This is a genomic window from Pseudomonas sp. LBUM1678 (genome assembly GCF_059695575.1).
Window position 1 is genome coordinate 4,664,820 of the sequence record NZ_CP166775.1, and the last position, 22,180, is coordinate 4,686,999.

At 57.7% G+C, this 22,180-nt stretch carries 15 protein-coding genes, 2 tRNA genes and 3 rRNA genes; 6 read left to right on the plus strand and 14 right to left on the minus strand.

Annotated features, from left to right (window positions below):
• Positions 1 to 63 precede the first annotated feature (63 nt).
• From qhpG to mrdA, 5 genes are all read right to left on the minus strand, one after another.
• Positions 64 to 1,353 carry a flavin-dependent monooxygenase QhpG gene (gene qhpG, locus ACA070_RS21135; protein WP_497448207.1) on the minus strand — a complete coding sequence of 430 codons (1,290 nt, stop codon included), beginning with the start codon at positions 1,351 to 1,353 and terminating at the stop codon, positions 64 to 66.
• Complete coding sequence (gene qhpE, locus ACA070_RS21140) at positions 1,350 to 2,027, minus strand: subtilisin-like serine protease QhpE (protein ID WP_497448208.1); 678 nt, start codon at positions 2,025 to 2,027, stop codon at positions 1,350 to 1,352. The genes qhpG and qhpE overlap by 4 nt, the downstream gene beginning before the upstream one ends.
• Positions 2,017 to 3,735 (minus strand): ABC transporter ATP-binding protein, encoded by a 1,719-nt coding sequence (locus ACA070_RS21145; protein WP_497448209.1) that lies wholly within the window; start codon positions 3,733 to 3,735, stop codon positions 2,017 to 2,019. The genes qhpE and ACA070_RS21145 overlap by 11 nt, the downstream gene beginning before the upstream one ends.
• Complete coding sequence (locus tag ACA070_RS21150; protein WP_497448210.1) at positions 3,735 to 5,639, minus strand: sigma-54-dependent Fis family transcriptional regulator; 1,905 nt, start codon at positions 5,637 to 5,639, stop codon at positions 3,735 to 3,737. The genes ACA070_RS21145 and ACA070_RS21150 overlap by 1 nt, the downstream gene beginning before the upstream one ends.
• A 254-nt stretch (positions 5,640 to 5,893) precedes the next feature.
• A complete protein-coding gene (gene mrdA, locus ACA070_RS21155) occupies positions 5,894 to 7,783 on the minus strand; it encodes a penicillin-binding protein 2 (protein ID WP_497448211.1) in 1,890 nt (629 codons plus the stop codon).
• A gap of 274 nt (positions 7,784 to 8,057) precedes the next feature.
• On the opposite strand from mrdA, the gene ACA070_RS21160 reads away from it, so the two are divergent.
• Positions 8,058 to 8,981 (plus strand): TIGR03571 family LLM class oxidoreductase, encoded by a 924-nt coding sequence (locus ACA070_RS21160; RefSeq protein ID WP_497448212.1) that lies wholly within the window; start codon positions 8,058 to 8,060, stop codon positions 8,979 to 8,981.
• Between the two features lie 113 nt (positions 8,982 to 9,094).
• On the opposite strand, the gene rrf is transcribed toward ACA070_RS21160, so the two are convergent.
• From rrf to ACA070_RS21190, 6 genes are all read right to left on the minus strand, one after another.
• Positions 9,095 to 9,210 (minus strand): 5S ribosomal RNA (gene rrf, locus ACA070_RS21165).
• A gap of 187 nt (positions 9,211 to 9,397) precedes the next feature.
• Positions 9,398 to 12,289: ribosomal RNA gene (locus ACA070_RS21170) — 23S ribosomal RNA — on the minus strand.
• A 249-nt stretch (positions 12,290 to 12,538) separates the two neighbouring features.
• Positions 12,539 to 12,614 (minus strand) — tRNA-Ala (locus ACA070_RS21175).
• Between the two features lie 27 nt (positions 12,615 to 12,641).
• Positions 12,642 to 12,718, minus strand: a tRNA-Ile gene (locus ACA070_RS21180).
• An 82-nt stretch (positions 12,719 to 12,800) separates the two neighbouring features.
• A 16S ribosomal RNA gene (locus tag ACA070_RS21185) occupies positions 12,801 to 14,339 on the minus strand.
• Together the 16S, 23S and 5S rRNA genes with 2 tRNA genes alongside form the textbook arrangement of a ribosomal RNA operon.
• 292 nt (positions 14,340 to 14,631) lie before the next feature.
• The gene (locus ACA070_RS21190; protein ID WP_497448213.1) at positions 14,632 to 14,811 is read right to left on the minus strand and encodes a hypothetical protein; all 180 of its coding nucleotides are present in this window, start codon (positions 14,809 to 14,811) and stop codon (positions 14,632 to 14,634) included.
• Between the two features lie 198 nt (positions 14,812 to 15,009).
• On the opposite strand from ACA070_RS21190, the gene rhtA reads away from it, so the two are divergent.
• Together rhtA and ACA070_RS21200 are read left to right on the plus strand one after the other, a co-directional pair.
• Positions 15,010 to 15,897: a threonine/homoserine exporter RhtA gene (rhtA, locus tag ACA070_RS21195; protein WP_497448214.1), complete on the plus strand. Its 888-nt coding sequence runs from the start codon at positions 15,010 to 15,012 to the stop codon at positions 15,895 to 15,897.
• 168 nt (positions 15,898 to 16,065) lie between these two features.
• Positions 16,066 to 16,347 (plus strand): hypothetical protein, encoded by a 282-nt coding sequence (locus ACA070_RS21200; RefSeq protein ID WP_222587803.1) that lies wholly within the window; start codon positions 16,066 to 16,068, stop codon positions 16,345 to 16,347.
• On the opposite strand, the gene ACA070_RS21205 is transcribed toward ACA070_RS21200, so the two are convergent.
• Positions 16,334 to 16,906, minus strand: coding sequence for a TetR/AcrR family transcriptional regulator (locus tag ACA070_RS21205; protein ID WP_497448215.1), 573 nt, complete (start codon positions 16,904 to 16,906; stop codon positions 16,334 to 16,336). The two genes, ACA070_RS21200 and ACA070_RS21205, sit on opposite strands and share 14 nt — an antisense overlap.
• A 91-nt stretch (positions 16,907 to 16,997) precedes the next feature.
• On the opposite strand from ACA070_RS21205, the gene ACA070_RS21210 reads away from it, so the two are divergent.
• Positions 16,998 to 17,726, plus strand: coding sequence for an SDR family oxidoreductase (locus ACA070_RS21210; RefSeq protein ID WP_497448216.1), 729 nt, complete (start codon positions 16,998 to 17,000; stop codon positions 17,724 to 17,726).
• Positions 17,727 to 17,765: 39 nt separating this feature from the next.
• On the plus strand, positions 17,766 to 18,356 hold the full coding sequence (locus tag ACA070_RS21215) for a 2-hydroxychromene-2-carboxylate isomerase (protein WP_497448217.1): 591 nt from the start codon (positions 17,766 to 17,768) through the stop codon (positions 18,354 to 18,356).
• Here ACA070_RS21215 and ACA070_RS21220 read toward each other — a convergent pair.
• On the minus strand, positions 18,353 to 19,351 hold the full coding sequence (locus ACA070_RS21220) for a zinc-dependent alcohol dehydrogenase family protein (protein ID WP_497448218.1): 999 nt from the start codon (positions 19,349 to 19,351) through the stop codon (positions 18,353 to 18,355). The two genes, ACA070_RS21215 and ACA070_RS21220, sit on opposite strands and share 4 nt — an antisense overlap.
• Before the next feature lie 104 nt (positions 19,352 to 19,455).
• Here ACA070_RS21220 and ACA070_RS21225 point away from each other — a divergent pair, with 104 nt between their 5' ends.
• The gene (locus ACA070_RS21225) at positions 19,456 to 20,376 is read left to right on the plus strand and encodes a LysR family transcriptional regulator (protein WP_497448219.1); all 921 of its coding nucleotides are present in this window, start codon (positions 19,456 to 19,458) and stop codon (positions 20,374 to 20,376) included.
• On the opposite strand, the gene ACA070_RS21230 is transcribed toward ACA070_RS21225, so the two are convergent.
• On the minus strand, positions 20,369 to 22,177 hold the full coding sequence (locus ACA070_RS21230) for an aminopeptidase P family protein (protein ID WP_497448220.1): 1,809 nt from the start codon (positions 22,175 to 22,177) through the stop codon (positions 20,369 to 20,371). The genes ACA070_RS21225 and ACA070_RS21230 overlap by 8 nt on opposite strands.
• Positions 22,178 to 22,180 lie beyond the last annotated feature (3 nt).

Sequence of the window (22,180 nt, forward strand, 5' to 3'; positions counted from 1 at the left end):
GGGCTGCGCAACCCTGTAGGAGCGAGGCTTGCCCGCGAAGAGGCCAGACCAGTCACCAAACATTCAGGGTTTAAACCCCTGGGCCAACAACCAACCCCGAACCACCCGCCCCTGCTCCACCGTCAACCCGGCCAACGCCTGCTCGGCCGGTTCGGTCCGCAATCGCCGCACCAACGGCGCCAGCTCAATCCCTTGCACATGCCAGATCCCCAGCGGCTGATCCGCCGTGATCACCACCTCGGCCTCATCCACAAAACCATCCTTCAACACGGGCGCGCGCTCGATGCTCAACGAGGAAAAATTTGCCTCGGCATGGGCCACTTCAGCATCAGGCCACTGTCGCCGCGCCTGCCAGAACGGCTGATCGAGCCACCGCTGCTCATCGGCATAAAAATCCCGACCGATCCGCGCAAAACGCAAAAACAGCTGCTCCACCCGCTGCTGATGAAAGCGCTGGGCCAGCGCCGCGCGTTCCGGTTTACGCAACAATGTGTTGATCACCGTGGGCGCCTGTAACGCTGAAGACAAGGACTGAAAGATGCCATTGCCCGACAGCGGATCCACCGCCATCGCCGCATCGCCGACCCGAATCCAGTGATCGCCACACACCTGCGGACACAGAATCGCCGTGCTGCTGCGCGCATGCAGTTGAAGATCGATCTCAGGCCCGTCACCGAAAAACTCACGCGCCACTGCCGAGCCCTGACGTCGCGCGCGACAGTAATCCAGCAACGTCGCCTTACCCGGCAACTCGGCACTGGCCACGTCCACCGTCCATTGCCAATAACACTCACCGTCGGCTCGTCGTGCCATCCAGGCCCAACCGTCCTCAAGGCTTTCCACCGCACTGGCGGTACTGCCCGGCGTGCCTTGCCAGCGATTGAGCAGACTGACCGTCTCCGGCCCGCGCAGGCCTTTGCCAAGCGCGGGCGCCTGACGTCCACGGGCTTCCACCAGAAAATCCACGTTCAGCGCCTCGCGTCCTTCAATCTCGACCCGGCACCCCGAAGCGGATGGCTGGACGCTCAGCACCCGGCCTTCGATCAACTCGACACCGGCCAGTCGCAGGTCTTCGCGCAAGCCTCGGTCGAAGCTCGGACGGTCCAAGAGAAATTCGATGTTCTGCGCATGTTGCTGGCCGTTCCACGACACCTGCCGCTGGGAGGGCAACGCCGCATCCGCCAGCGCCTGATGCAACCCCGCACCGCGCAAGGCCTCCAGCACCCGCACGGAAACGCCTTCCAGTGCCGCAAACCGGCGCCACTCGCTGACCAGCGTCACCGCATAACCGAGCCGCCGCAGACCCAAGGCAACCGCTGCTCCCGCCGGCCCCGCACCAAGAATCAGAATCATGGGCCGAAACGCCGTTCAGGGCCGCGATAACGGGCGTTCTCCCGCAGCCACTCGATGACGTGTTCGTTGCTTGCTTGGGGATGTGCAACCAGGAAACCCGCAATGTGCCCGCTCAACGCCGCACACCCAAGGCTCGCACCCGACTGCCCCGGATAGGTCCCATGCACGCACGCCGCGAAATCGGCTTGCGCACTGTTGAGCCACGACCATTCATGTTCGGCGCAACGCGCATCGCCAGTGACGCGCAGCACCTGAGGATAATTCGCCGGAAACACGCCCTCGCCCTGCGCCGGGCTGGACGCACACAGCAAAATGCCGTGCGCCACCGCCGCTGCGCAAGCTTCGCGCAACAGGCTTCGATCCTGACGCAAACCGAGGCTCAAATTGATCAACCGAACGTCTTGCGCCACCAGCCAGTCGATGGCAGTGGCGATCTGCAAGGCACTGGTGACGCCGCGCTGATCAAACACCTGCCCCACGCAAAACACTGCCGCAGGCGCCCGTCGTCCGATTGCTTCGATCACCGCACTGCCGTGGCCGAGCGGGTCGTCACGCAAGTCGCTTTCAGCCAGACCATCCTCCAGCAGCGAAAAGCGCCGCCCCGCGATCACCTGCACCCGTTGTGCCGCCGAATGTCCGCTGTCGACCACGCCAATCCGCAGCTCAGGCTTCATGCAGCACCGTTTTCGAAGTGAGCACACCGTCGAGCAATTCAAAGCGCAAATCGGCATCGGCCAGCGTGGAAGGTCGATGGCTGATCAGGATCCGCGTACGCCCGGCAAACAGTCGGTCGATGGCCTCGATCACTTCGCGCTCGGTGGCTTCGTCCACCGCCGAGGTCGCTTCGTCCAGCACCAGAATCAGCGGATCCTGCAACAACGCGCGGGCGATGGCGATGCGCTGTTTCTGCCCGCCGGAGAGTTGCTGGCCGCGCTCGCCCAACGGGCTGTCGAGACCTTCGGGCAACGACTCGATCAGGCTGTCGAGTTGCGCCAGCCGCGCGACTTCGGCAATCGCTTCACGACTGGCGTCCGGCACGGCGTATGCGAGGTTGTCGGCTAGGCTGCCGCGAAACAGCACGATGTCCTGACTGACCACGGCTATCCGTCGACGCAGCTGGAACAGGTCCAGTTCTCGCAAGTCGACTTCCCCCAGCAGCACTCGACCGGACTGCGGATCGTGATGGCGTTGCAGCAGATCGATGAGCGTTGATTTACCGACCCCGGAACCGCCGCTCAGGGCGACTTTCAAGCCATAGGGAATTCGCGCTTCGATGCCGCGCAAAGTGGTAGGGCGACCGGGATGGCTGAAGTGCACATCGTCGAAACGCAGCTCGCCGGAAGTCGGCATCGGTTTGGGTTCAACCGGTGTGAGAACGGTCGGTTCTTCACCGCGCAACTCCATGACACGTCCAAGGCTGACGGTCATTCGCTGAATCGCAACATAGAGCCCGAGCAAGCTCTGAACCGGCCCGACGGCCATCCCCAGGTAGGTGGAAAACGCAATCAGCGCGCCCAGTTGCCAGGTCCCCTGCACCACCCAATAACCGCCAATCAAAAACGCGCAGGCCCGGGACAATGACGTCAGCGTGCCAGGCACCGCCTGGGTGAAAAACTCGGTGACTTGCAGGCGCAGCAACTGGCTCATGTAGCCTTGACCGAGCGTTTCCAGACGTCGCGATTCACGTTGTTGTTGGCCGGCAGACTGGATGAATTTCATCACCGGCAAGGTCTCGACCATGAATGAAGACATGTCCGCCGAACGCTCGCGCAACTGACGCACATCGCGTTCGACCTTGCGCCGCATCCAACGCAGCCAGAGCACATCGAGGGGAATCAGAACCAATGCCAGCAGCGAGAGTTTCCAAGACAGGGTCAGCAGCATCGCCACCGCGACTACCAGGCCAATGACGCTGGATACTGCAGAGAACATCGAATCCACAGCAAAGCGCTGGATCTCCGCGACGTCGCCATCGAGGCGCGACATCAAGTCACCGATGCGTCGCTGGCCGTAGAAACTCGGCGACAGGGTTTGCAGATGTCGATAGAGGTCGTCGCGCAGCGAGAACAGAATCCGCCCGGACAATCGCGTATGCAGGTAGCGATTAATCCCCGACAACGCGGTGCCCAGCAGGCCGGCAAGAATCATCAACCCGGCAATCAGCACCAGCATCGGAAAGTTTTTCGCCAACAAGCCATCGTCGATCAGCAGTTTGGTCAGCCACGGTTGCACCAGCACCAGCGAGGAGGCGCAGACCGACAGACCGAGCAGCCCGGCAATCGCCAATCGATGCGGCCGCACAAAGCTGTAGAGCCAACGCAACGCCGCTTGCAGGGCTTCGGGGTTCTGGCTGTCGATCAGCCGAACGATCAAGCGCTGCATCACGAGCGCAACTGTTTGAGCTTGCGATACAGGGTCGCGCGGCTGATGCCCAAGGCGTCGGCGGCGGCCGAGACGTTGCCCTGATGGCTGTCCAGGGATTGGCGAATCAGCTCCAGTTCGTTTTCGCGAATGCTGCCCGACGCCGGGCGTTCAGTGGCGGTCAGTTCATCGAGCATGCTGTCGGGCAAGTGGTCGAGGGTGAGGACCGTGTCCCCGGGCTCACGCATGGCCAGCGCCGTGCGCAAGACCATTTCCAGTTGGCGGATGTTGCCCGGCCAATGGTAGCCGTCGAGCAAGCGGCTCAAGTCGTCATGCAGGACCATCGCCGGGGCATCAAGTTTGGCCAGCAGACGAGCGACCAAACCGCTGAAATCCTCGCGCTCGCGCAGGGCCGGGAGCATCACGCTGATGCCGTTGACCCGGTAGAACAGGTCCTCTCGGAAGTGCTTTTCTTCCACCAGGCGTTTGAGATCGCGGTGGGTGGCGCAGATCAGCGCGACGTCGATGTCTTGTTCCTCGCCGGCACCCAGCGGTGCCACTTTGCGGTCCTGCAACACGCGCAGCAGACGGGCCTGCAAAGCCAACGGCATGTCGCCGATTTCGTCGAGGAACAACGTGCCGCCGTGGGCCTGTTGCAGCCGCCCGATCATGCCGCCACGACGGGAGCCGGTGAAGGCGCCTTCGCGGTAGCCGAACAGTTCCGACTCGATCAGGCCTTCGGGAATCGCCGCGCAGTTCACCGCGACGAAAGATTTGTCGCAGCGGTTTCCGGCCATGTGCAGGGCGCGGGCGATGACTTCTTTACCGGTGCCGGTTTCACCGAGCAGCAACACCGGCAATCCATTGGCCAGCCCTTGGCGGGCCATGCGCAAGGCCCGGGCATAACGGACGTTGCTGCCCGCGAGGGATTCGAGATCCGGTTGCGGTTTGGCGGTTTTCGCGGTGGTGCGCGGCGGTGTGCTGACATTGATTGAACGCTGTGGCGCACGCAGGGTTTTGTAGAAGAATTCGCCTTTGGCGGTCTGCAAACTGCCAACGCCGCCCTGATGCAGACGCGAGAGCAGTTGCAGGCCATCGACCCCCAGAAACTCTTCGCAACGTCGGCCGACCAGTGCCGAGCGCTCGGCACGCAGCAACTGACAGGCCTGAGCGCTGACCGCGAGGATCTGGCCGCCGAGGCTCACTGCCAACAGGCCCTGCCAAGGGGATTCGAGGTATTGCCGACGGCTGTGGAAGGCGAGGACGATTTCGTCCGGATAGCTTGAGTTAAAGACGCGGCTTTCGATCTGGCTGACGGCCATGGCCAGCAACGCGGTGCTGTCATGAACGCGGCCGAGCGGGCCTTCGCGGGTCAGGTCGAGGACCCCGAGGATGTCGCCTTGGGGGCAATGGATCGGCACCGACGTGCAAGAGAAATCGCTGAGACGATCGAGGTAATGCTCGCCGCAATCGATCATCGTTGGCCGGGCTTCCACCAGTGCGGTGCCCAGTGCGTTGGTTCCGCGTGCGGCTTCGCTCCAGCAGGCGCCGAGGGTGATGTCTTGCAGGCCGCTGCCCTTGAGGCGGTCAGCGCGACCTTCGACGGCAAGAATGGTGGCGTCGGAATTGGCCAGGATAATCAGGCCTTCCTTGCCTTGGCGTTCCGCCAGGTAATCGATCGCCGGCAATGCGGCATCGATCAGCAGGCGATTGCTCGCCAGCAGCACGTCGAGACCCGCGCTCGATTCCAGCGCCAGTTCGTGCTTGGCGTTGAAATGCACGCCATGGCTGAGACTGCGCCGCCACGATGCATCGATTTCTGCCCGCAGCACGCCATCGGGGACTTCGCCCTCGAGATGGAGCTTTTCCCGGGCCAGCCGGGCTTCGCGGTGCAGCTTGGGAGGAGTCGTTTTTATTAGCGTCATCAAGCGCTCCGGATCGGTCCGCTTTGCGCCTTTGTATTTCAGCGCCCTGCCGCAATCTTTACGTTAACGTCAGGGCGATGGCAAGTGCCTTACGGCGCTTGTGCTTCATCTGGGGGACCGCGTTATCGTTCTTCGCGAGCAGGCTCGCTCCCACAGGTTTAGTGTCGTGCACAAATTTGTGGTTCGATTCGTTGGTTGTGGGAACGAGCCTGCTCGCGAAGGCGATTTACCAGACACCATCAATCCTTGAGTGCTTAGACGTGAGGGTCGCCCGCTTTGCTTGGCGTGGCGTATTGCGGCTTGAGATGGCCGTCCTGATCGAGTAACCAGGCGTCCATGATCTGCCGCACGACCGGGCCGGCAACGCGACCACCGGCCTCACCGTTCTCGATCATCACCGAGATGACGATCTTCGGATGCTCGGCCGGGGCAAAACCGACGAACAAGGCATTGTCGCGGTTACGCTCCAGGGTTTTCGCCCGGTTGTAACGCTCGCCCTGCTTGATCGCGACGACTTGCGCGGTACCACTCTTGCCGGCGATGCGATATTGGGCGCCCTGCGCGGCCGCTCGGGCAATCCCGCGAGCGTCGTGCATCACCATTTGCATGCCGTGGTTGACCTGCTCCCAGTCACGCGGGTCCTTGAGCAGGATGTTCGGCATCGGATGCTCGTCCACCGGCGCGACGCCGTCCACGGTCTTGGCCAGGCGCGGTCGGTTCCACACACCTTTGTTGGCGATCAGCGCGGTGGCCTGGGCCAGCTGAAGCGGCGTGACTTGCATGTAACCCTGGCCGATGCCAAGGATAACCGTCTCGCCCGGAAACCATGCCTGACGGCGCGTGGCACGCTTCCAGGCCTGGGATGGCATCAACCCGGCAGACTCCTCGAACATGTCCAGCGAGACCTTCTCGCCGAGGCCGAACATCGCCATGTAGTCATGCAGGCGATCGATGCCCAGCTTGTGGGCCAGGTCGTAGAAGTAGGTGTCGTTGGAGCGCATGATCGCCGCGTCCATGTCTACCCAACCGTCGCCGCTGTGGTTCCAGTTACGGTATTTGTGATCGAAGTCCGGGAGTTGGTAATAACCCGGGTCGAAGACGCGGGTCTGAGGGGTGACAACCCCGGCATCGAGGCCGGCAATGGCCACTTCGGGCTTGATGGTCGAACCCGGCGCGTAGAGGCCACGCAGGACGCGGTTGAACAGCGGTCGATCGATGGAATCGTGCAGCGCCGCGTATTCCTTGAAGCTGATGCCGGTGACGAACAGATTCGGGTCGAAGCTGGGCTTGCTGACCATTGCCAGCACTTCTCCGGTCGACGGGTCGAGCGCGACGATTGAACCACGACGATCGCCCAAGGCTTCCTCAGCCGCTTCCTGGAGTTTTACGTCCAGGCTCAGGACAATGTTTTTGCCGGGGATCGGATCGGTGTGTTTGAGCACTCGCAGTACGCGGCCCTGCGCATTGGTTTCGACTTCTTCGTAACCCACCTGGCCGTGCAATTCGGACTCGTAGAATTTTTCAATGCCAGTCTTGCCGATGGATTGGGTGCCGCGGTACTCCACCGTGTCGAGGACTTTGGATTCTTTTTCGTTGATACGACCGACGTAGCCGATCGAGTGTGCGAAGTGTGCGCCCATCGGGTAATGCCGGACGAATTGGGGCTCGACCTCGATCCCCGGCAGACGGAACTCGTTGACCGCGAGTACCGCGATTTGCTGCTCACTGAGTTCATAGAACAGCGTGACCGGCACGAACGGATGGCGCGCCTGCTTCATTGCCTTAGCGAACAGTGTCCGATCCTCGGCGGGCAAGTGCAGGAGGTTGACCACCTCATCGAGTTCTTCTTTGACGTCGGAGGCGCGTTCGCGGGTGATGGTCAGGTTGAAACTGGGGCGGTTGTCTGCGAGGACGACACCGTTGCGGTCGTAGATCAGCCCTCTCGTAGGGGTGATCGGCAGGACATGTACACGGTTGTTTTCGGAGATTGTCGAGTGATAGTCGAATTCGACCACTTGCAACACATACATGCGCACCACGAGTGCGCAGGAAATGGCGGCGACGAACAAGGCGCAGGCGATCAGCCGCTTGTTGACCAGGCGCGTTTCTTTTTCGTGGTCCTTGATGGGTATCGGTTCGGGCATTTCTGCAGCAGCTCTTTGACTTAAAAGGGGGTGCCGATCCGTAGGCTTGAAATCAGTCCGTGAAAAAACGAGCTGCACCATACCAAAAACCGTGCAGTCACTTTAGCGCGATTTTCTCGAACGGCTGTCCTTGAGGGCCAAAACGACAGTCGGCTATTTGTCTGACTCGTGCGTTTTACTCAAGATTGATATTCCGATTCATGCATTTTTCTTGCAGATGGGCCTGTAGATACTGGGTGCATGTCATTCCATTTTGTTGTTTGGGAGTCTTTTCATGCATCCACGATTTCAACGTTTACTCGGCTCGAATGGGTTTTCCATTGGACTGGAACTGCCGCTGGATAACGATTGGTCCAGCGATGGACAGCGGCTGCGGATTACTGAGGATCGACCGTTCGGTGTCCCGGATTTGAAGCAGCACGCGACGATGGCGCGCTTGGCTGACAACACTGGTTTTCGCGCACTTTGGGTACGTGATGTGCCGGTTTATGACCCGGACTTTGGCGATGCCGCACAGGTCTTTGAAACCTTTTCCTACCTTGGGTATCTGGCTGGAATTACTGCCAACATCATGCTGGGTACGGCGGCGGTTGTGCTGCCGTTGCGTCAGCCTTGGCTAACGCTCAAGGCCGCCAACAGTGTCGATGAATTGAGTGACGGACGCCTGCTTCTTGGGGTCGCCAGTGGTGACCGTCCGATGGAATACCCGTTGTTTGGCGTGGACTATGATCAGCGCGGGGAGATCTTTCGCGACACGGTTGAGCTATTGCGCAGCCAAGGTGAAGGCCGCTTGCCCGAGGGTGCTCGTCTGCTGCCGGAGCGAGATCAGCCGGTGCCCTTGCTGATTGCGGGTCTTGGTCAACAATCCCCTGCCTGGATTGGCCAACACATGGACGGCTGGCTCGCCTATCCGGGCACTCCGGATGAGCATCGACGCCGAGTCGGACTGTGGCGGGAAGTCGGCGGCGATAAACCCTACATCAGCTTCGTTCACCTGGATTTATCCGCCAACCCTCATGCACCGATGCGACGTGTACGTTTCGGTGGCAGTTGTGGACGGTTGGCATTGATTGATGAGCTTCAGGCGTTGCGTGACGTGGGCGTTCAGCACGTTGGCTTACATCTGCGCCGTAGCGAGCGACCGGTTGCTGAAGTTATTGAAGAGATCGCTGAATACGTTCTGCCGAAGTTTCACTAACGGTGCTGCTGGAACCAGGAATAGCCGTCTGGCTATCCTTGGTTAGCCACGTCACTTTCCTGCGGACAAAACAAAACCCCAACTGCTTTCGCAATTGGGGTTTCGGAATTTAATCTTGACGATGACCTACTCTCACATGGGGAAACCCCACACTACCATCGGCGATGCATCGTTTCACTGCTGAGTTCGGGATGGGATCAGGTGGTTCCAATGCTCTATGGTCGTCAAGAAATTCGGTAGCCAGGTCGTGGGCCTTTGCAGGTTCACGCTCCAGCGAATGGGTATGTGACAGCTTTTGGTGTTTTGTGCTGCTTTTGTGAGTACAGTCGAACTTTCGGTTCGTTTCGTCTTCACACACCGCAATCTGGCGCTCTTTCGCTTTTCAGCTCGAAGCAAGCAAATTGCTTGGGTGTTATATGGTCAAGCCTCACGGGCAATTAGTATTGGTTAGCTCAACGCCTCACAGCGCTTACACACCCAACCTATCAACGTCGTAGTCTTCGACGGCCCTTCAGGGGACTCAAGGTCCCAGTGAGATCTCATCTTGAGGCTAGTTTCCCGCTTAGATGCTTTCAGCGGTTATCTATTCCGAACATAGCTACCCGGCAATGCCACTGGCGTGACAACCGGAACACCAGAGGTTCGTCCACTCCGGTCCTCTCGTACTAGGAGCAGCCCCTCTCAAATCTCAAACGTCCACGGCAGATAGGGACCGAACTGTCTCACGACGTTCTAAACCCAGCTCGCGTACCACTTTAAATGGCGAACAGCCATACCCTTGGGACCGGCTTCAGCCCCAGGATGTGATGAGCCGACATCGAGGTGCCAAACACCGCCGTCGATATGAACTCTTGGGCGGTATCAGCCTGTTATCCCCGGAGTACCTTTTATCCGTTGAGCGATGGCCCTTCCATACAGAACCACCGGATCACTAAGACCTACTTTCGTACCTGCTCGACGTGTCTGTCTCGCAGTCAAGCGCGCTTTTGCCTTTATACTCTACGACCGATTTCCGACCGGTCTGAGCGCACCTTCGTACTCCTCCGTTACTCTTTAGGAGGAGACCGCCCCAGTCAAACTACCCACCATACACTGTCCTCGATCCGGATAACGGACCTGAGTTAGAACCTCAAAGTTGCCAGGGTGGTATTTCAAGGTTGGCTCCACGCGAACTGGCGTCCACGCTTCAAAGCCTCCCACCTATCCTACACAAGCAAATTCAAAGTCCAGTGCAAAGCTATAGTAAAGGTTCACGGGGTCTTTCCGTCTAGCCGCGGATACACTGCATCTTCACAGCGATTTCAATTTCACTGAGTCTCGGGTGGAGACAGCGCCGCCATCGTTACGCCATTCGTGCAGGTCGGAACTTACCCGACAAGGAATTTCGCTACCTTAGGACCGTTATAGTTACGGCCGCCGTTTACCGGGGCTTCGATCAAGAGCTTCGCGTTAGCTAACCCCATCAATTAACCTTCCGGCACCGGGCAGGCGTCACACCCTATACGTCCACTTTCGTGTTTGCAGAGTGCTGTGTTTTTAATAAACAGTCGCAGCGGCCTGGTATCTTCGACCGGCATGGGCTTACGCAGTAAATGCTTCACCCTCACCGGCGCACCTTCTCCCGAAGTTACGGTGCCATTTTGCCTAGTTCCTTCACCCGAGTTCTCTCAAGCGCCTTGGTATTCTCTACCCAACCACCTGTGTCGGTTTGGGGTACGGTTCCTGGTTACCTGAAGCTTAGAAGCTTTTCTTGGAAGCATGGCATCAACCACTTCGTGTTCTAAAAGAACACTCGTCATCAGCTCTCGGCCTTAGAATCCCGGATTTACCTAAGATTCCAGCCTACCACCTTAAACTTGGACAACCAACGCCAAGCTGGCCTAGCCTTCTCCGTCCCTCCATCGCAATAACCAGAAGTACAGGAATATTAACCTGTTTTCCATCGACTACGCTTTTCAGCCTCGCCTTAGGGACCGACTAACCCTGCGTCGATTAACGTTGCGCAGGAAACCTTGGTCTTTCGGCGTGGGTGTTTTTCACACCCATTGTCGTTACTCATGTCAGCATTCGCACTTCTGATACCTCCAGCAAGCTTCTCAACTCACCTTCACAGGCTTACAGAACGCTCCTCTACCGCATCACCTAAGTGATACCCGTAGCTTCGGTGTATGGTTTGAGCCCCGTTACATCTTCCGCGCAGGCCGACTCGACTAGTGAGCTATTACGCTTTCTTTAAAGGGTGGCTGCTTCTAAGCCAACCTCCTAGCTGTCTAAGCCTTCCCACATCGTTTCCCACTTAACCATAACTTTGGGACCTTAGCTGACGGTCTGGGTTGTTTCCCTTTTCACGACGGACGTTAGCACCCGCCGTGTGTCTCCCATGCTCGGCACTTGTAGGTATTCGGAGTTTGCATCGGTTTGGTAAGTCGGGATGACCCCCTAGCCGAAACAGTGCTCTACCCCCTACAGTGATACATGAGGCGCTACCTAAATAGCTTTCGAGGAGAACCAGCTATCTCCGAGCTTGATTAGCCTTTCACTCCGATCCACAGGTCATCCGCTAACTTTTCAACGGTAGTCGGTTCGGTCCTCCAGTTAGTGTTACCCAACCTTCAACCTGCCCATGGATAGATCGCCCGGTTTCGGGTCTATTCCCAGCGACTAGACGCCCTATTAAGACTCGCTTTCGCTACGCCTCCCCTATTCGGTTAAGCTCGCCACTGAAAATAAGTCGCTGACCCATTATACAAAAGGTACGCAGTCACCCAACAAAGTGGGCTCCCACTGCTTGTACGCATACGGTTTCAGGATCTATTTCACTCCCCTCTCCGGGGTTCTTTTCGCCTTTCCCTCACGGTACTAGTTCACTATCGGTCAGTCAGTAGTATTTAGCCTTGGAGGATGGTCCCCCCATATTCAGACAAAGTTTCTCGTGCTCCGTCCTACTCGATTTCATGACTAAGAGATTTTCGCGTACAGGGCTATCACCCACTATGGCCGTACTTTCCAGAACGTTCCGCTAATCTCAAAGCCACTTAAGGGCTAGTCCCCGTTCGCTCGCCACTACTAAGGGAATCTCGGTTGATTTCTTTTCCTCAGGGTACTTAGATGTTTCAGTTCCCCTGGTTCGCCTCTTAAGCCTATGTATTCAGCTTAAGATAACCATCTTATGATGGCTGGGTTCCCCCATTCAGACATCTCCGGATCAAAGTCTGTTTGCCGACTCCCCGAAGCTTTTCGCAGGCTACCACGTCTTTCATCGCCTCTGACTGCCAAGGCATCCACCGTATGCGCTTCTTCACTTGACCATATAACCCCAAGCAATCTGGTTATACTGTGAAGACGACATTCGCCGAAAATTCGATAATACTCAATTAAGAGCAACTCACAAATTTTACCTTAGCCTGATCCGTTACCAGTGAAAGTAACGTTCAGTCTATCTTTCTATCACATACCCAAATTTTTAAAGAACGATCTAATCAAAGACTAGAAATCAACATTCATCACCGTCTTGGTGGAATGCTCATTTCTAAGCTTTCAACAAACAGAAGCAGTAGTGGTGGAGCCAAACGGGATCGAACCGTTGACCTCCTGCGTGCAAGGCAGGCGCTCTCCCAGCTGAGCTATGGCCCCGTATTTCTACAGGTTCCCACACAAAATTGGTGGGTCTGGGCAGATTCGAACTGCCGACCTCACCCTTATCAGGGGTGCGCTCTAACCAACTGAGCTACAGACCCAATTTCGGGCTGCTTCTTATCGTCTTCTTCAATGAATCAAGCAATTCGTGTGGGAACTTATGGAGCAGCTGATGTCGTCGATTAAGGAGGTGATCCAGCCGCAGGTTCCCCTACGGCTACCTTGTTACGACTTCACCCCAGTCATGAATCACACCGTGGTAACCGTCCTCCCGAAGGTTAGACTAGCTACTTCTGGTGCAACCCACTCCCATGGTGTGACGGGCGGTGTGTACAAGGCCCGGGAACGTATTCACCGCGACATTCTGATTCGCGATTACTAGCGATTCCGACTTCACGCAGTCGAGTTGCAGACTGCGATCCGGACTACGATCGGTTTTCTGGGATTAGCTCCACCTCGCGGCTTGGCAACCCTCTGTACCGACCATTGTAGCACGTGTGTAGCCCAGGCCGTAAGGGCCATGATGACTTGACGTCATCCCCACCTTCCTCCGGTTTGTCACCGGCAGTCTCCTTAGAGTGCCCACCATTACGTGCTGGTAACTAAGGACAAGGGTTGCGCTCGTTACGGGACTTAACCCAACATCTCACGACACGAGCTGACGACAGCCATGCAGCACCTGTCTCAATGTTCCCGAAGGCACCAATCCATCTCTGGAAAGTTCATTGGATGTCAAGGCCTGGTAAGGTTCTTCGCGTTGCTTCGAATTAAACCACATGCTCCACCGCTTGTGCGGGCCCCCGTCAATTCATTTGAGTTTTAACCTTGCGGCCGTACTCCCCAGGCGGTCAACTTAATGCGTTAGCTGCGCCACTAAGAGCTCAAGGCTCCCAACGGCTAGTTGACATCGTTTACGGCGTGGACTACCAGGGTATCTAATCCTGTTTGCTCCCCACGCTTTCGCACCTCAGTGTCAGTATCAGTCCAGGTGGTCGCCTTCGCCACTGGTGTTCCTTCCTATATCTACGCATTTCACCGCTACACAGGAAATTCCACCACCCTCTACCATACTCTAGCTTGTCAGTTTTGAATGCAGTTCCCAGGTTGAGCCCGGGGATTTCACATCCAACTTAACAAACCACCTACGCGCGCTTTACGCCCAGTAATTCCGATTAACGCTTGCACCCTCTGTATTACCGCGGCTGCTGGCACAGAGTTAGCCGGTGCTTATTCTGTCGGTAACGTCAAAACACTAACGTATTAGGTTAATGCCCTTCCTCCCAACTTAAAGTGCTTTACAATCCGAAGACCTTCTTCACACACGCGGCATGGCTGGATCAGGCTTTCGCCCATTGTCCAATATTCCCCACTGCTGCCTCCCGTAGGAGTCTGGACCGTGTCTCAGTTCCAGTGTGACTGATCATCCTCTCAGACCAGTTACGGATCGTCGCCTTGGTGAGCCATTACCTCACCAACTAGCTAATCCGACCTAGGCTCATCTGATAGCGCAAGGCCCGAAGGTCCCCTGCTTTCTCCCGTAGGACGTATGCGGTATTAGCGTCCGTTTCCGAGCGTTATCCCCCACTACCAGGCAGATTCCTAGGCATTACTCACCCGTCCGCCGCTCGCCACCAGGTACAAGTACCCGTGCTGCCGCTCGACTTGCATGTGTTAGGCCTGCCGCCAGCGTTCAATCTGAGCCATGATCAAACTCTTCAGTTCAAACATCTTTGGGTTTTTAAGAAACCCTAAACTTGGCTCAGCAATCGTTGGTTACATCCTTGATTTCTCGCGGAGTAACTTGTGATGCTGATAATCTTGTTGACTATCAGTCTGACTCCACAAGCACCCACACGAATTGCTTGATTCAGTTGTTAAAGAGCGGTTGGTTAAGATCTTTCGTCTCAACCGAGGCGCGCATTCTACAGCAGCCTCTGTTGCTGTCAAGCGGTTATTTTCAGAAGTTTTCAAAGTTTCCTTTGCAACTTCAACCACTTGCGCTTCCGATCTCTCGTTAGCGGGAGGCGAATTCTACAGCGTTACTCGCTGCTGTCAACACCTCTTTTTCTCCGCTTTCGACCGAGAAGATCGAACCGTCAATCACGCCAAACAACCCTGCCTGATCAACTCCTTCTGGGCTTCGATGAACTGAAGCAACTCGCTGTCGAAAACTGCGTAACTCTTTGTTTTCCAAGGAGTTTTCCGTTTCGACTGCGCCGGAAGTGGGGCGAATTATAGACTTCCAGAATCTGCCGTCAACCCCAAATTCAGCCTTTCTATCAGGATGTTCAAAATCATTGCTTACATATAGACGCAACCGTCGCGAATGCGCAGTATATTGCCCAATACACAGTACAACACTCTCGCTTCCCACTTCGGACGATGCCACGCAATGAATGAACATCCCCGCAGTCTCGCCTCGACCCTGTTCTCGGTTGGCCTGCTATTAATAGCCATGGCGTCGATCCAGTCCGGAGCCTCGCTGGCTAAAAGCATGTTCCCGATTATCGGTGCTCAGGGGACTACCACCCTGCGGCTGATCTTCGCCAGCGTGATCATGCTCCTCCTTTTGCGCCCGTGGCGGGCGAAACTCACCAAAAAGTCCCTGCGCACCGTCATCGTCTACGGCATGGCACTGGGTGGCATGAACTTCCTCTTCTATATGTCTTTGCGCACTGTCCCCCTGGGTATTGCCGTGGCCCTGGAGTTCACCGGACCACTTGCGGTGGCTATCTATGCCTCACGCCGCGCGATCGACTTTTTGTGGATAGCCCTGGCTGCCATCGGGTTGCTGCTATTAATACCGACTGGAGCGACGACTGCGGGAATCGACCTGGCAGGTGCCGGTTATGCCTTGGGCGCGGGTGTCTGCTGGGCGCTGTACATCCTGTTCGGCCAGAAAGCGGGTGCCGACAATGGCGTGCAGACCGCAGCACTGGGAGTGATGATTGCCGCACTGTTCGTCGCCCCTATCGGCATCGTCCATGCCGGTGCCGCCCTGCTGACACCGTCATTGATCCCCGTGGCGATCGGTGTAGCCCTACTATCCACAGCCTTGCCATACACGCTGGAAATGGTCGCTCTCACCCGAATGCCGACCAGGACCTTCGGCACATTGATGAGTATTGAACCTGCTATTGGCGCGCTGTCCGGCCTGCTGTTCCTGAACGAGTACCTCACGCTGTCGCAGTGGATGGCGATCCTGTGCATCATTTTGGCCTCCGTAGGGGCGACCATGACCATGGGAAGCGCCGCCAAGCCTGCGGTAGCGGCGGATTGATACAGGATTTGACGCAGGTCTGGTATTTAACGCTCAATTAGGCCATGTTTAGGCCCGTAACCCAGTGTCAGACATGGATTTTTCAGGATAGGGATATCGGAACGCTCCAATCGAAAGCGAATGCAGCCAGACCCGGGCACGAGATCCGGGAACGCTATAAGGACAGTAATGAAACGAATTTTGCTACTGATCGCCGTACTTGCAGTTGCGGGCTGCGCGGCGACATCGAAAACACAAGTCAAACATGGCAAGAAAGGGCTGCATATCAACTGTTCAGGGCTCTCGTCATCCTGGGACAAGTGCTACACCAGCGCCGCTAACTCGTGCGCACCAAAGGGTTACAAAGTCATCGCCAAGTCGGGGGATGCAGTGGAAGAGCCAGGCGATTATCCATTTGGTCTCAACCCTGCCGGTTATACCAGCCGAAGCATGATCGTTATCTGCAAGTAGATTGAGGCCGCCCGGCAATCTGGCGGCCAATCTCATCGTAGCTGGACTTCAGCACGGTGCGCTGAACGTCTGGAGTGGCCAACATTCGCGCCACGACCAAAGCACCGATGCATTGCGACAGCACCGACCATGCCTGGCTGTCGCTTTCCAGAATCCTCGCCCAACTCTCCTGCAACTGGCAAATCCAGATCTCTGCTTGCTGGCGAACAGCGATATCTGAACGGGCAATTTCGGCTCCCAATACCGGTAACGCACAACCGGACTCCGGGTGCTCGACATGGGCCATGCTCAGATAATGCTTCAGGCAACGTTCCAGCCTGTCGCGATCCTGATCAGCCCCCAATCGCTCCAGGCTTTGGCACAACTCGCGCTCGACGATCGAGGCGAACAGTTCGTCCTTCGACGAAAAGTGACTGTAGAAAGCGCCGCCACTCAAGCCGATCGCCTTCATCAAGCCGTCGACACCCACCGTGGAAAAACCGGATTTCTTGGCCAGCACCGCGCTGCTGCTCAGCAGTTTCTCTTTGGTTTCCAGCTTGTGATTGGCTGAGTAACGCATCGCCTTTCCCTCAGGGTTGATCGTCTTGACGTCTGCCGAATCGTAGCATAACGTTCGTTTAGTTAACGATCGTTTAGCAAAGGGATCTACCATGAATAACAAGAAGGTCGTACTGGTTGTCGGCGCAGGTGATGCCACCGGCGGCGCCATTGCCAAGCGCTTTGCCCAGGAAGGTTTCGTTGCCTGCGTCACTCGTCGCAGCGCGGACAAACTCCAGCCGTTGGTTGATGCAATCAAGGCCAATGGCGGTGACGCCCACGGATTTGCCTGTGATGCACGCAAGGAAGAGGATGTGATTGCGCTGGTCGAGCAGATTGAAACCGAGATCGGCCCCATCGAAGCGTTCGTTTTCAACATCGGCGCCAATGTGCCGTGCAGCATTCTCGAAGAAACCGCCCGCAAGTATTTCAAGATCTGGGAAATGGCCTGCTTCTCGGGTTTTCTCAATGCCCGTGAAGTGGCCAAGCGGATGGCCAAGCGTCAACGAGGTACGATCCTGTTCACCGGTGCCACCGCAGGCCTGCGGGGTGCGTCGGGATTTGCAGCGTTTGCCGGCGCCAAGCACGGAATTCGCGCACTGGCTCAAAGCATGGCCCGCGAACTGGGACCGATGAACATTCACGTTGCCCACGTCGTCGTCGACGGCGCCATCGATACCGACTTCATTCGCACCAGTTTTCCCGAGAAGTACGCGACCAAGGACGAGGACGGCATCCTCAATCCTGAGCACATCGCCGAGAACTATTGGTATTTGCACAGCCAGCCCCGGGACGCCTGGACTTTCGAGCTGGATCTGCGCCCCTGGAACGAACGCTGGTAAGCCCTCCCCCCCTACAACAATAAGCAGAGCGCACCGACCATGAGCAAAACCGTGGAGTTCTTTTTCGATCTTGGCAGCCCCGCCACCTACCTGGCCTATACCCAGTTGCCGAAAATCTGCGAGCAGACCGACAGCCAGCTGATCTACAAACCGATGCTGCTGGGTGGGGTCTTCAAAGCCACCGGCAACGCGTCACCGGCAACCATCCCGGCCAAAGGTCGCTACATGTTTCAGGACCTGGACCGTTACGCCAAACGTTACGGCGTACCACTGAAGTTCAATCCCCACTTTCCTATCAATACCCTGATGCTGATGCGTGCCGTCACGGGTATGCAATTGCGTCATCCCGAACGCTTCCACGCGTTTGTCGATTGCCTGTTCCACGCACTCTGGGTCGAGGGACGCAGCCTTAATGATCCGGCGACCGTTGCAGCCGTGCTGATGCAAAACGGTTTCGATCCGAACGAAGTACTGGCGCTCACCGCCGACGAAGAAGTCAAAACCGCACTCAAGGACAACACCGAGAATGCGGTCCAACGAGGTGTATTCGGCGCACCGAGCATGTTCGTCGGTGACCAGTTGTTCTTCGGTCAGGATCGGCTGGACTTCGTCCTTGAAGCCCTGAGTTAGATCTCGATAACCAAGCGACCTTGAGCCGTTCCAGTAGTGAGCAGTTCATGGGCGGCCCCGGCGGTTTGCAATGTGAACTGCCGCGGGTCGAGCAATGGCTTCAGCTTACCGGCCTCAATCAACTGCGCGGCATCCCGAAGAATCTGCCCGTGATGCTCGCCTCCCTTGCCGGTCAACAATGGCAACAAGGTAAACACCCCGGAGTACGTCGCGCCCCGAAACGACAACGGCGCCAAACTGTGCTGTCCCCACCCGAGGCAGCTCACCACATGCCCCTCGTAAACCCGAGCGGCCTTGAAGGAAGCGTCCAGCGTTTCACCGCCCACCGTGTCGTAGACAATATCGAACCCCTCTCCCGCCGTGTGCTCGGTCACATAGTCCTCGACCGAGGACCTACGGTAATCGATGAACGTCGCACCGAAGCTTTCGATGGTCGCCTGTTGCCCCGCCGAGCCAGTGGCGAACACTTCAGCACCCAAAGCCCGGGCTATTTGGACAGCCACGTGCCCGACACCGCCCGCACCGCCGTGAATCAACACCTTCTGACCCGCTCGAACCCGAGCCCGGTCCACCAATCCTTCCCATGCTGTAATCAGCACCAGCGGCAACCCGGCTGCCTCACGCATACTCAGATTGCCCGGTTTGTGCGCCAGCTGCCGCGCATCGACCACCGCGAATTCCGCAAGTGAACCTTGCGCACCGCCGATTCCTGTCGCCATCGCATAGACCTCATCACCCGGCAGCCACCCGCTGACGCCCTCTCCCAACGCCTCAACCGTCCCCGCGAGATCCATACCCAGCACCGCCGGCAACGGCTGACGCGCATGAGCAGCCTGCCCTGAACGAATCTTTGCATCCAACGGGTTCACCCCGCTGGCTTTGATCCAGACCAACACCTGACCCGGTCCAGGTACGGGCCGCTGGATGGAAGCCAAGCGTAAAGGCCCATTGGCCGAATCAACAATCAGAGCACGCATTTCAAATGAGTCAGTCATTTCGCAAATTCCCGTCAGAGGTGGCTGTAGGACCGATCTTCCTCCCACACACTCATGCCGATAAGACGCTATATAGCTATAGTGACCATGCCCATCTGGCATCAATGAGAAACCCCGTGGACAAACTCAATGCAATGGCCATCTTCGCCCGGGTCGTCGAACGCGGCAGCTTTTCTGCCGTGGCCCGGGAGATGCAGACCAGCCAGCCGACCATCAGCAAAGTAATAAGGGCGCTGGAAACTGAACTGGGCGGGAAGCTTATTTCCCGCAGCACGCGCCAACTCTCGCTGACCGACGAAGGTCAACGCTACTACAGCGAATGCCGACAAATCCTGGCGGCCGTGGACGCGGCGGAACACAGCTTCCAATCAGGACGCGAAACCGTGGCCGGCAACCTGAAGATCGGTTCCTCCGTCAGTTTCGGGCGCTTGCAGATTGCACCGCGACTGCCTGAATTTCTCAAGCAACACCCGCAGGTTCAGATAGACCTGCAACTCAGTGATCAGAATCAGGACCTGGTCAGCGAAGGCCTGGACGTTACGTTCAGAATCGGTGAGTTGACGGACAGCGGCCTCATCGCCCGCCGCATCGGCACCACCCACCGGGTGACCGTCGCAGCGCCGGGCTATCTCAAGCAACACGGCCAGCCGACAACACCGGAAGAACTGCGCGGACACAATTGCCTGCCATTCAACTTGCTGAACAGTCAGAACCTATGGATTTACGAGAGGGGTGCCCAGCGTCACGAAGTACGAATCAAGGGCAATGCGCAAAGCAACAACTCCGAGGCGATCCGGGAGATGGTACTGGGAGGACTGGGAATTGCGTTGTCGCCGGTGTGGTTGTTCAGCGAGGATCTGAACGCCGGTCGAGTAACCGCGATTTTGCAGGACTACACCGCGCAGTCTTTACCGATTCATGCAGTGTCCCCGGCGAATCGTCGCCAATCCGCCAGGGTCAAAGCCTTTGTCGACTACATGAGCCAGGCGCTCGAAACAGCGCCTGAACTCCAGCCGATCAAATAGCCGCAGTGCGGGTGTTCAGCCACTCGAGGGCCGCGCCATCCAGCAACGGGCTCAAGCGCTCGCGCACCTCGGCGTGGTAAGCGTTGAACCACTGCTTTTCGTCCAACGTCAGCAGCGACGGTTCCAGGCAGCGGGTGTCGATCGGGCACAGGGTCAGGGTTTCGAATTTCAGGAACTCGCCGAATTCGCTCTTGCCCGCTTCGGTGTTCAACACCAGGTTCTCGATCCGCACACCCCAACGGCCAGGGCGATAAGTACCCGGTTCGATCGACGTGATCATGCCCGGTTGCATCGCGGTTTGCGGGGCAGCGGCGGCCTGATAGGCGATGACTTGCGGGCCTTCGTGCACGTTGAGGAAATAGCCGACGCCATGACCGGTGCCGTGTCCGTAATCAACGCTTTCGGCCCAGATCGGCGCGCGGGCAATCGAATCAAGCAACGGCGAGAGAATGCCACGAGGGAATTGAGCTCTGGATAACGCAATGACGCCTTTAAGCACTCGCGTGCAATCGCGTTTCTGCTCATCCGTCGGCGTACCGACCGGCACCATCCGTGTGATGTCGGTGGTACCACCCAGGTATTGACCACCGGAGTCGATCAGCAACAGACCGTCACCCTCGATCACCGCGTGTTCTTCTTCGGTGGCGTGGTAGTGCGGCATCGCGCCATTGGCATTGAATGCGGCAATGGTGTTGAAACTGAGCGAAACGTACCCCGGACGTCGGGTACGTGCGGCCGTCAGGTGTTCGTCGATGGTCAGTTCAGTGATGCGTTCACGACCCAACGCGGTGTCCAGCCAGGTGAAGAATTCGCACAGCGCCGCTCCGTCCTGCTCCATGGCCTGACGAATGTGCTCGGCATCGGCCAGGCTCTTCTGTGATTTGGCCAAGGTGGTCGGGTTCAGACCTTCGACCAGTTTCACGCCGCTGTTCAGGTTATCCAGCAAACCGGCCGTCACGCGCGCCGGATCGACTTGCAGGCTCGCGCCACTCGGCACGGCACTCAAGGCGTCTGCCACTTCGCTGTAATCGCGCAGGGTTACGCCGTCCTGTTCGAGGACCGCACGTAGCTCGGCATCGACCTTGCTCAGGGCCACGAACAAGGTGGCCTGCTCCTGGCTGATCAAGGCGAAGGAAACAAATACCGGGTTGAACGACACGTCGCCGCCACGCAGGTTGAACAGCCAGGCGATGTCATCGAGGGTGGCGATGAAGTGCCAGTCAGCATCGCGAGCCTTCAAAACCTCACGCAGCTTGGCGAGTTTTTCACCCCGGCTGACGGTCGCCTGCGGCGGCAAGTGCTGATAGATCGGCTCATTCGGCAGCGTCGGACGGTCACACCAGACTTCACTCAACAGGTCGATGTCGGTGCGCAGACGTGCACCGCGTTCTTCGAGCTTGCCACCCAGCGTACGCGCCGACGCCACGGCCATTACCGCGCCATCCACCGCGACGACGCCGCCTTCAGGGGTTTGCTCGGCCAGCCAGTCCAGCGGGCCAGGCTCGCCCGGTTGCAGCTTGACCAGTTCGATACCGCTGCCGTTGAGTTCCTTGGTCGCTTGTTCCCAATAACGGCTGTCGGCCCAGACACCGGCAAAGTCCGGTGTAACGATCAGCGTGCCGACCGAACCATGAAAGCCCGACAACCACTGCCGCCCTTGCCAATAGCCAGGCAGGTATTCCGACAGGTGCGGATCGGCCGACGGCACCAGCAGGGCATGAATGCCCTCGCGGCTCATCAGTTCGCGGGTTTGCGCCAGGCGCTCGGGCACCGATTCATTGATCGAAAGCTGCGTACTCATCAT